A 10022-nucleotide genomic window follows, 5' to 3' on the forward strand; every position below is an offset into this window, starting at 1 on the left:
GCGCGGTGGCGCGGTTCCGGTTTTTCGTTGCGAACGTTAAAAAGGAGAATGACGTGTTTTGGCCGAGTCTCTTTTTTCATATTATTTCTTTTCTTCGTTTTTCTTTACCCAATAATCAGCGTTTTTGATACCAAGTTTGATTGGATCGAATGTAGGATCTTTACCTTCTTTTTTCTGTTGTTCATAGTCTTTTAAAGCAATTAATGTTGGCTTCACTAAGAATAGTAAGGCGATAACGTTTACCCAAACCATTAGCCCAAGACCGATATCCCCGAGCGTCCAAGCAGCCGTTGATGTTTTTACAGAACCATAGTATAGCCCGATTAAGAAAATTAATTGCATAAAGATAATCGCAATTTTTAATTTTTTACCTTCTAGGAAGTACGCTAAGTTTGTTTCGGCAATATAGTAGTATGCCATGATTGTTGTGAAGGCAAAGAAGAATAATGCAATCGCAACAAACCCAGCACCAAATCCTGCAAGAGGGAATGCGTGCTCAAGTGCTGCCTGTGTATAGGCCGTACCCGCTTCTACACCTGGAATATGTTCAACAATAAATTCACCTGCTTTTGGACCTGATTCATAGGCTACATTGTATTGACCAGTGAATAGAATAATGAAAGCTGTTGCGGTACATACTAAGAATGTATCAAAGTAGATTGAGAATGCTTGTACAAGACCTTGTTTAACAGGGTGAGATACCTCTGCAGCAGCGGCGTGGTGAGGGCCCGTACCTTGACCAGCCTCATTGGCATAAATACCACGTTTTACGCCCCATGCGATGGCCGCACCAAGAATCCCGCCAAACATTTCATTGGCACCAAATGCACTTGAGAAAATTAAACCAAATACAGTTGGAATTTGATCAAAGTTTAAAATAATAATAATAAGTGCTACTAAAATGTACCCGCCCGCCATGAATGGAACGATGATTGAAGCCACAGTTGCGATACGTTTTACGCCACCAATAATAATAATACCGATAAAGATAACTAAGAAAGTACCTGATACCCAAGCTGGAATATTAAACGCATTATTCATTGCATCTGCAATCGAGTTTGATTGTACAGTAGGCATTAAAATTGCCATTGCCAGTACACCTACAATCGCAAAAATCATCCCTAACCATTTCTTGCCTGAGAATTTATGAATGTAGTAGGCTGGGCCACCACGATAAATACCGTTTTTCTCTTCTTTGTAAATTTGAGCAAGCGTCGACTCTACATACGCTGTTGCAGCACCGATAAAGCCAAGTACCCACATCCAGAAGATAGCACCAGGACCACCGAACGCGATTGCTGTTGCGGTACCCGCGATATTACCTACACCAATACGGCCAGATAATGCCATTGCCATCGCTTCAAATGATGAAACACCAGCTGATGATTTTTCTCCTTTAGCCAATTGCACGAACATGTCTTTGAAGAAGCGAACCTGCATAAAACGTGTCATAAACGTAAAAATTAAACCAACAATTAAAATACCGTAAATCATGACAGGGCTCCAAAGCCAGTTATTGACTGTCGTTAACATTTCCTCCATAACATCACCTCTTTTATAAAATTATTCTTTCTGCATATTATTATATTCTGACAATTCATAACATTCAATACAATTTTAGCATGAAAATAATAACCAGGTAAAAGTATCCAATATATTAGATGCTTTAAAGCATTGATATTAAAGAGAAAACGAAGTATTTTAGAGCACCTGTTTCAAATAATTATTTTTTGTGCAAAATAAATAGTTATTTGAAAAAGAATATTGTAGAAAAATGACTAATTGGGTGAAATCAAAAAAAGAGCTACTTTTTCGTAGCTCCTGTCAGACTTATGCATAATTTTCTAAAAATGCATGGCCCGCTTCTGTAACCGTTACATCACCGACACCAAATGTAACCTCACAATTTCCATCCGTCAACATGCTTGAAATACCAATTACATAATGATGTTGCTTTGCTTGTTGAATGGCCTCATGCATTTGCGCGTCATTTAATGTATTTTCCCATTTTGTATAATCCCGATTAAAGCGTGCTAGATCTTGAAGTAGTGCATAAAGATGGTCCATCAGAACCCCTCCTTCCGTTATCGTCTTTATCATACGCCAGTGAGCAATGAAATTAAAAAAATAAGCCCCTTTCTTTACAAAAATAATCGAGGGTGCTATGATAAATCTATAAACTGACGAACGTTCGTAAGGGAGATGATGAAATGACACAGCAAGATATTATGAATGCAGGATTACGTAATTTTGCAGAGCATGGCTATGAAGGGGCTTCAATGGCGATGATTGCAGAGACAGTAGGCATTAAAAAACAATCGATTTATACGCATTTTAAAAATAAGGATGCGTTGTTTTTAGCTGTATGTGAGGAATGCATTACACAGGAAATGAATTTTATCCAATCTGTCATTGAAACACAAACAGATTATAAGCAATTGTTTGAGCGTTATATTATACGTTATCAGGAAAATGATGCGACGAAGTTTTGGCTGCGTATGATGTTCTTTCCACCACAGCATTTGTACACAGAAGTGATGGATGGGGTATACCGCTATTTAGATGCTATAGAGGAACTTGTAACGGAAATGTTTAGGGTGTCGGAGGTAGTGACAAACGAAGTAGCGCCAGCGGTTATGGCGCAAGCTTACTTAGCAATCTTAGATAGTATGTTTGTTGAATTATTATATGGTGATGCCAGTCGTGCAACGCGTCGTCTAGAAGCCGCGTATACAATTTTTGAACGTGGCATTTAGGAGGAGAAAAAATGAAAAACTGGATGTATGTACTTGCAGCAGGTCTTGTGGAGATTTTATGGGTATTTGGCTTAAAGGCATCAGAGTCTGTCTTAGAATGGGCGGGAACTATCGGCTTAATCGTCATTTCCTTCTACTTAATTATGAAGGCAACTTCGCATTTACCGGTCGCGACTGTGTATGCGGTATTTACGGGTATCGGCACAGCGGGCACAGTTGCTGTGGGGATGTTATTTTTAGACGAGCCATTTAGTTGGTTGAAGATTTTATTTATTACGACATTATTAGTAGGTGTTATTGGCTTAAAACTTGTCACAGGTGAAAAGGAGGCAGCTTAACATGGCTTGGATCGCATTAATTGTAGCAGGTTTATCAGAAGTAATCGGTGTAAATGGAATGAATATGCTGGCGCGTCGTGATAAGCGTGGCCTATTCGTGATGATTATTGGTTTTATCATCAGTTTCTCGCTCTTAAAATATGCGATGATGTCGCTTCCGATGGGCATGAGCTACGCTATTTGGACAGGGATTGGTACAGTGGGTGCTGCCTTGATTGGAATGTTTTTCTACGGTGAGTCTAAAAGTGCGCTACGTCTAGCGTGTATCGCGCTTATTCTTGGCTCCGTGATTGGCTTAAAATTAATCGCGTAAATGACAAGGCCTGATTTAGTATCAGGTCTTTTTTTATTGCATGAAAACGCTTTCCAAATTATAGTAATGAAAAGGAGTGGTGCGAGATGTGGAAAAAAATAGGCCTCATTATTTTAACTGTAGTCGTTGTTTTTTTCATTGCGACGATTACAGTAACCATTTTACAAAAAACAAAGCAGCCTGAGGTGAAAAAAGTAGCTGTAGCGATAGATGAGGACAAGGCTCTTAACCATTTATCGCAATCGATTACCTTTCAAACGATTTCATACGATGATCGTACGAAAATCGATTTTAAACCGTATGATGAGTTTTTATCTTTTTTAGAAAAAACGTATCCACATGTATATGATGAGCTGGATGTAAAGCACATTAATGACTACAGTGTCGTATTTAAGTGGAAGGGACAAAGTAGTGACGCACCGATTGGGCTCATGGCGCATTATGATGTTGTGCCTGTCGCAAAAGGAACTGAAAAGAACTGGGAACAGCCACCATTTAGCGGCATAATTGATGATAAGTACGTTTGGGGGCGCGGTACATTAGATGATAAAGTAGGCGTTATTGGTATTTTAGAAGCTGTGAATCATCTGTTAGCAGAAGGCCATAAGCCAGCACAAGACCTTTATTTACTCTTTGGTCATGATGAGGAAATTGGTGGCGATGAAGGTGCAGCAAAGATTGTCGCGTACTTAGAGAAGGAAGGCATTCATCTGCGTTATGTGCTTGATGAGGGGGGTGTCATTGTAGAGGATATGATACCAGGTGTAAGTGAGTCGATTGGCGTTGTTGGTATTGCAGAGAAGGGCAGTGCGAATGCAACGCTCACAGTAGAGGGAAGCGGCGGCCATTCATCACAACCAAAGGATGTTACCACACTTGGGCGTTTAGCACATGCCATTTCAGCTCTTGAGGAAACACAATTTCCAAGTGATATTCAGGGCCCTACAGAAGAGATGTTCACCTATGTGACACCAGAAATGTCCTTTGGTTACCGATATGTATTTGCGAATCAGTGGTTATTTAAGCCGATTATTAAATCCATTTTACTCGACAAACCTGCTACAGCGGCTGTTACACGAACAACGATTGCCCCAACCGTTTTAACTGCAGGAGATAAGACAAATATTTTACCAGAGAAAGCGACGGCTACAATTAATATGCGCGTCATTCCTGGCGATACATTGGATTCGTTGAAAAAGGAAATCGAAAAAATTATTGATGACAACCAAGTGCAAGTCCATGTAGAAGGCGAAGTCGCATCAAGTGTGTCTAAAACAGATAATGCAGCCTTTAAAGAAATTCAACAGGCTATTTTAGCGACGCATGACAATACGGTTACCGCGCCTTATATTATGATTGGAGGAAGTGACGCCAAGCACTATCAAGATGTCGCCGATGATACGTACCGCTTCTTACCAATCGCGATGGAGAAAGATGGCTTAGAGCGAATGCATGGCACAAATGAGCGTATTGAAAAGAAAGCGTTTATCGATGCGATTTCATTTTATGTAACCTTAATTAAAAATAATATGAACTAAGTAATAAGGAGGCTGCCATGTGATAGGCAACCTCCTTTTTTTAGCCATTCATCGTTTTTAATGTTAATAAATCCATGACATTATTAATTAAATAGGTAGGCTCCTCTGCTAATAAGCTTTCTTGTGAATGGCTACCCCAGGTCACCGCACATGTTTTAATACCAGCGGCCTTCCCCATTTGCAAATCAAATGTCGCATCCCCAATCATGACCGCTCTTTCAAGTGGAAAGTGATGCCGCTGCTGTAGTAGGAAAATACTTTCAGGATTTGGCTTATGCTCTGCGACCATATCGGCACCAATCACATCGCTAAAATAATCACGAATGCCAATGAGTGTGAGGTTGCGTAATAAGGCATTGCTATGCTTACTAGACGCAACATAGCAGGCATCTAGTTTGGAGAGTGTCGCTAAAACTTCGGGAATCCCATCATAGACATGGATATATTCTTGTTCATATTCTTTATATAAAATGCGAAATAATGTAATAAGTTCAGCTAAATCTGTGTCATTGAGTGGTTCAGCTGCCATTGCTTGAAATGATTTTTCAATTGGAATGCCCATATAGTAGATAATGGTTTCATCACTTGGCACGGTTAAGTCTAAGTCGAAATAGGCTTTACGTGTCGCAATTAAACTACATTCACGTGAATCTGCTAATGTACCGTCAAAATCAAAAATAAAGACCATTCTAGCTCACTCCTTTCAAATCACATACGTTATTCTTTACCCGAAAAAGTAACATGTCGAACAGCATCAAAAAAGATAATCCATTCACTCGATAAACTGTTTTTTAAAAATAATAATATTCCTGAAAATTGTCGCAAAAATTAGCTGAATTCTTTGGTATAAAAATGACGGTTATGTCCGTTTTATGCGTCTTTTTGGTTTTTATCACAACCATTCTCTACCTTTTGTGTTACAATTGGATACTTTTAGGGTATAGGTTTCAGTAGAAAGGGGAGAAGCATATGCTGAAATTAGAACATTTATCAAAAGTATATCGGGGTGGCAAAAAGGCAGTAGATGACCTCAATATCGAAGTGGAAAAGGGTGAATTCATTGCCTTTATCGGTACGAGTGGGAGTGGGAAGACGACCGCCCTTCGTATGATTAATCGAATGATTGAACCAACAAGTGGTACTATCACATTAAATGGTGAAAATTTGATGAAGAAGAATCCCGTGGCACTACGCCGCTCCATTGGGTATGTTATTCAACAAATTGGCTTAATGCCACATATGACAATCCGCGACAATATTACCCTCGTACCAAAGCTTTTAAAATGGTCAAAAGAGAAGAAGGACCAAAGCGCCGAAACATTAATCGACCTTGTTGACCTTCCTCGTAGTTATTTAGACATGTACCCTGCACAGCTATCTGGTGGTCAGCAGCAACGAATTGGTGTACTACGTGCACTTGCTGCGAATCAAGACATTATTTTAATGGATGAACCGTTTGGTGCGTTAGATCCTATCACACGCGATACCCTACAAGATTTAATGAAGGACTTACAGCAGCGTTTAGGCAAAACGGTTATTTTTGTGACACATGATATGGATGAAGCCATTAAGCTTGCGGATCGTATTTGCATTATGCATAACGGGCAAATGGTGCAGTTTGATACACCAGATAATATTTTAGCCGCGCCAGCGAATGACTTCGTACGTGAATTTATCGGCTCACATCGCCTGATTCAAAACAAACCAAGTGCCAAACTCGTAGATGATGTAATGATCAAGCCGATTACGATTTCAATGGAGAAAAGCATTGATGAGGCGATTTTAATGATGGTCAAACGCCGTGTTGATACGTTGTTTGTTGTCGATGGAAAAGAACATTTACGTGGCATGATTACAGTCGAGGCCATTACAACGAATCGTAATTCGACAGATACGGTGTCTGATGTGATGACAAAAGATATTTATGCCGTACATACGGGCACGAAACTTCAGGATACTGTACGTCGAATTTTACGTCGTAATTTAAATAATATTCCAGTAATTGATGATGAAAAGCATCTTGTGGGACTTGTCACCCGCGCAAACATCGTCGATATTGTGTATGACACAATTTGGGGCGATGAGGAAACAGAAAAAGCAGAATAGGGGGCGTTATCCATGATGGAATTTATTCAAGCCAATAGTAGCGATATGCTAACGAAAACATGGGAACATCTCTACATTTCGCTAATTGCACTGGGCCTCGGCATTGTTGTCGCAGTGCCAGTCGGTATTTTGTTATCAAAAACGAACAAAGTCGCGAAAGTCGTTTTATCGATTACAAGCGTGCTGCAAACATTACCATCACTCGCAATTTTAGCGTTAATGATTCCATTTTTAGGCGTGGGGGTTGTCCCTGCAATTATCGCATTATTTATTTACGTACTATTACCGATTTTAAATAATACATACTTAGGTATGCGGTCGGTAAATTCAAACTTAGTCGCTGCGGGAACAAGTATGGGCATGACCCGTTGGCAAACGATTTATATGGTCGAATTGCCGCTTGCGATTCCTGTGATTATGGCAGGGATTCGTCTATCAGCCGTCTATGCCATTTCATGGGCAACACTCGCATCTTATATCGGTGCTGGCGGATTAGGCGACTTTATTTTTAACGGTTTAAACTTATATCAAACAGACTACATCGTAGCAGGGGCTGTCCTTGTTACCGTACTCGCACTACTTGTTGATTTTATTTTAAGCCGTGTTGAAAAATGGGTGACACCAAAAGGCTTGCGTGTCGAACGATAAGGGGGAAGGATAATGAAAAAGCTTATAGCACTTTTAGCTTGTAGTATCCTACTCGTTTTAGCGGGATGCTCAAGTCAAAACGCTGTTGAATCAGGAGATCAGGTCACGATTGCGTCTGTTTCTACAACAGAAAGCTCAATTATGGCCTATATGCTACGTGATATGATTGAACATTACACAGATGAAGAAGTAGAGATGATTAATAATTTAGGAACGAGTACGACACTTCACCAGGCAATGCTAAACGGGGATGCGAATGTTTCTGCAACGCGTTATACAGGAACGGATTTAACAGGGGCACTCGGTGAGGACCCCATTTCAGACCCTGATAAAGCATTATCAACGGTTAAAAAGCTAACGAAAGAGCGCTTTAATCAAACATTCTTTGATTCGTACGGCTTTGAAAATACTTATGCTTTTTTAGTCACAAAGGAAACAGCGGATAAATATAATTTAAAAACCGTCAGTGATTTAGGGAAGGTCGCAGGAGAGTTACAAGCAGGGGTAGATACCTCTTGGATAAACCGCGAAGGGGACGGCTATAAGGGCTTTACACAGGCATATGGCTTTGACTTCAAAAAGGTGTATCCAATGCAAATTGGTCTTGTCTATGATGCACTACAGGCAGGAAAAATGGATGTTGTGCTAGGCTATACAACAGATGGTCGTATTAGCAGCTATGACTTAGTCGTGTTAAAGGATGATAAACAGTTCTTCCCGCCATATGATGCGAGTCCACTGGCAACAGATAAATTACTAGAGAAAAAACCGGAAGTAAAGGCGGCAATTGAGCGCCTAATCGGTAAAGTTTCGACAGAGCAAATGCAGAAACTAAACTATGAAGCGGATAATGATTTAATTGAGCCGTCAATCGTAGCTGAGCGCTTCTTAGAAGAGCATAATTACTTTAAAGATGATAAAGGAGGCGAGTAAAAATGGCAGATATGAATACACTCGAGCAATTTTTTTACTACCTCTCTGAAAACGGCTCCTATGTAGTACTTCAATTTTTAAATCACTTTTTAACATCGATTTACGGCGTATTGCTTGCGGCAGTTGTTGGTATTCCGATTGGCGTGTTAATTGCGAAGTATGGCAAGCTCTCCGGACCGATTATTACAATCGCCAATATTATTCAAACGATACCAGCACTCGCATTACTCGCGATTTTAATGCTTGGTATGGGGCTTGGTCGTCCGACGGTTATCGTTGCCGTATTCCTATATGCGTTACTACCCATTATTAAAAATACGTATACCGGCATTACAAATATTAATCAAGATTTAATTGATGCGGGTAAAGGCATGGGCATGACGCGAAGTCAAGTGCTCTATATGATTGAGTTACCGTTATCCTTGTCTGTTATTATCGGTGGTTTGCGCATCGCACTTGTTGTGGCGATTGGTGTCGTAGCCATCGGGGCATTCATTGGTGCCGGTGGTCTTGGCGATATTATTATTCGCGGTACGAACGCGACAAATGGGACAGCGATTATTTTAGCAGGAGCGATACCAACCGCGTTAATGGCGGTCATTGCTGATATTATTTTAAGCTTTGTTGAGCGTCGATTAGACCCAGTGAAGCGACATAAAAAAGCTTCAACACCAGAAGTACAATCATTAGAGAATTAATAAAAATCACGCAATTGCGTGATTTTTTTATATTTTTTTACAAAATAATCCTATTTTATATTGAGAATTGTTATACTAATATAAAAGGGGAGATAATAAAATGAAAAAATTACTAGCATTAATGGGTGCTTCAGCGATTCTTTTAGCAGCGTGCGGGCAGCAAACGGAAGTATCCTCTGTTAAATTAAATTCGAATGAACAAGCCATTGCATCTGTAATGGGATTTGATGAGAGCAATTTCTTAAGCTATCAAGTCGAAAATGACAAAGAAATTACTTTTGAAGTGTATAAATACACGAAGAAAGATGGCGTAGAGAAATCTTCAACAACGTATTTAGCTGAAAACTCAGCTGAACGAGAAGGCACAATTGCGATAGGCTTTTTAGATGATGACAAAATGAAATTCAAATTTGGGAATACGACTACTTATTTAGAAGATAAAAATGATTATGTTAGTCTTAGTGTAAGAAGCTCAGAAGGCACTGTAAAAATTGGCAAAGAGCCTGTGTTAGTAAAAAGCTTCAAATCCTATACGGAGAATGTAAATCCTTTTGAGTCGGACATCGAAAATGAATTTGGTAAAAAATACACACCTTATGAAGCAGCTGATGTTAAAGAAGGACAACTTATTATAGATGTGGTAGCTTATACAAAATAATAAAAAAGTGACTGAGACAAAACACGTTATTTTC

At 39.7% G+C, this 10022-nt stretch carries 12 protein-coding genes; 9 read left to right on the plus strand and 3 right to left on the minus strand.

From position 1 onward, the window contains the following. Positions 1-81 precede the first annotated feature (81 nt). Together KTHG_RS11120 and KTHG_RS11125 are read right to left on the minus strand one after the other, a co-directional pair. Entirely contained in the window at positions 82-1542 is a 1461-nt protein-coding gene (locus KTHG_RS11120; RefSeq protein WP_139993561.1) for an alanine/glycine:cation symporter family protein, read from the minus strand. 288 nt (positions 1543-1830) lie between these two features. Further along, a complete protein-coding gene (locus KTHG_RS11125) occupies positions 1831-2067 on the minus strand; it encodes a hypothetical protein (RefSeq protein WP_126991848.1) in 237 nt (78 codons plus the stop codon). 143 nt (positions 2068-2210) lie between these two features. On the opposite strand from KTHG_RS11125, the gene KTHG_RS11130 reads away from it, so the two are divergent. From KTHG_RS11130 to KTHG_RS11145, 4 genes are all read left to right on the plus strand, one after another. Continuing rightward, on the plus strand, positions 2211-2756 hold the full coding sequence (locus KTHG_RS11130) for a TetR/AcrR family transcriptional regulator (RefSeq protein ID WP_126991847.1): 546 nt from the start codon (positions 2211-2213) through the stop codon (positions 2754-2756). An 11-nt stretch (positions 2757-2767) separates the two neighbouring features. Continuing rightward, positions 2768-3094, plus strand: coding sequence for a DMT family transporter (locus KTHG_RS11135; protein WP_126991846.1), 327 nt, complete (start codon positions 2768-2770; stop codon positions 3092-3094). Position 3095: 1 nt separating this feature from the next. After that, positions 3096-3407 (plus strand): DMT family transporter, encoded by a 312-nt coding sequence (locus KTHG_RS11140; protein ID WP_126991845.1) that lies wholly within the window; start codon positions 3096-3098, stop codon positions 3405-3407. 86 nt (positions 3408-3493) lie between these two features. Next, on the plus strand, positions 3494-4945 hold the full coding sequence (locus KTHG_RS11145) for a M20 family peptidase (RefSeq protein WP_139993563.1): 1452 nt from the start codon (positions 3494-3496) through the stop codon (positions 4943-4945). A gap of 40 nt (positions 4946-4985) precedes the next feature. On the opposite strand, the gene KTHG_RS11150 is transcribed toward KTHG_RS11145, so the two are convergent. Further along, positions 4986-5633 (minus strand): HAD family hydrolase, encoded by a 648-nt coding sequence (locus KTHG_RS11150; protein WP_126991843.1) that lies wholly within the window; start codon positions 5631-5633, stop codon positions 4986-4988. Positions 5634-5914: 281 nt separating this feature from the next. On the opposite strand from KTHG_RS11150, the gene KTHG_RS11155 reads away from it, so the two are divergent. The 5 genes from KTHG_RS11155 (at position 5915) to KTHG_RS11175 (ending at position 9988) form a co-directional block, all read left to right on the plus strand. Continuing rightward, the gene (locus tag KTHG_RS11155; protein WP_126991842.1) at positions 5915-7051 is read left to right on the plus strand and encodes a betaine/proline/choline family ABC transporter ATP-binding protein; all 1137 of its coding nucleotides are present in this window, start codon (positions 5915-5917) and stop codon (positions 7049-7051) included. Between the two features lie 12 nt (positions 7052-7063). Further along, positions 7064-7699: an ABC transporter permease gene (locus KTHG_RS11160; RefSeq protein WP_139993565.1), complete on the plus strand. Its 636-nt coding sequence runs from the start codon at positions 7064-7066 to the stop codon at positions 7697-7699. A gap of 12 nt (positions 7700-7711) precedes the next feature. Next, positions 7712-8632, plus strand: coding sequence for an osmoprotectant ABC transporter substrate-binding protein (locus KTHG_RS11165; RefSeq protein ID WP_139993567.1), 921 nt, complete (start codon positions 7712-7714; stop codon positions 8630-8632). A gap of 2 nt (positions 8633-8634) precedes the next feature. Continuing rightward, complete coding sequence (locus KTHG_RS11170) at positions 8635-9330, plus strand: ABC transporter permease (RefSeq protein WP_126991839.1); 696 nt, start codon at positions 8635-8637, stop codon at positions 9328-9330. Between the two features lie 100 nt (positions 9331-9430). Beyond that, a complete protein-coding gene (locus KTHG_RS11175; protein WP_139993569.1) occupies positions 9431-9988 on the plus strand; it encodes a hypothetical protein in 558 nt (185 codons plus the stop codon). Positions 9989-10022 lie beyond the last annotated feature (34 nt).

The sequence above is a fragment of the Kurthia sp. Dielmo genome, assembly GCF_000307285.2.
Classification (GTDB): domain Bacteria; phylum Bacillota; class Bacilli; order Bacillales_A; family Planococcaceae; genus Kurthia; species Kurthia populi.

Bases quoted from the DNA above. Each gene is read 5' to 3' on its own strand.
- KTHG_RS11120 (WP_139993561.1), bottom strand. From the start codon at position 1,542: ATGGAGGAAATGTTAACGACAGTCAATAACTGGCTTTGGAGCCCTGTC.
- KTHG_RS11125 (WP_126991848.1), bottom strand. From the start codon at position 2,067: ATGGACCATCTTTATGCACTACTTCAAGATCTAGCACGCTTTAATCGG.
- KTHG_RS11130 (WP_126991847.1), top strand. From the start codon at position 2,211: ATGACACAGCAAGATATTATGAATGCAGGATTACGTAATTTTGCAGAG.
- KTHG_RS11135 (WP_126991846.1), top strand. From the start codon at position 2,768: ATGAAAAACTGGATGTATGTACTTGCAGCAGGTCTTGTGGAGATTTTA.
- KTHG_RS11140 (WP_126991845.1), top strand. From the start codon at position 3,096: ATGGCTTGGATCGCATTAATTGTAGCAGGTTTATCAGAAGTAATCGGT.
- KTHG_RS11145 (WP_139993563.1), top strand. From the start codon at position 3,494: ATGTGGAAAAAAATAGGCCTCATTATTTTAACTGTAGTCGTTGTTTTT.
- KTHG_RS11150 (WP_126991843.1), bottom strand. From the start codon at position 5,633: ATGGTCTTTATTTTTGATTTTGACGGTACATTAGCAGATTCACGTGAA.
- KTHG_RS11155 (WP_126991842.1), top strand. From the start codon at position 5,915: ATGCTGAAATTAGAACATTTATCAAAAGTATATCGGGGTGGCAAAAAG.
- KTHG_RS11160 (WP_139993565.1), top strand. From the start codon at position 7,064: ATGATGGAATTTATTCAAGCCAATAGTAGCGATATGCTAACGAAAACA.
- KTHG_RS11165 (WP_139993567.1), top strand. From the start codon at position 7,712: ATGAAAAAGCTTATAGCACTTTTAGCTTGTAGTATCCTACTCGTTTTA.
- KTHG_RS11170 (WP_126991839.1), top strand. From the start codon at position 8,635: ATGGCAGATATGAATACACTCGAGCAATTTTTTTACTACCTCTCTGAA.
- KTHG_RS11175 (WP_139993569.1), top strand. From the start codon at position 9,431: ATGAAAAAATTACTAGCATTAATGGGTGCTTCAGCGATTCTTTTAGCA.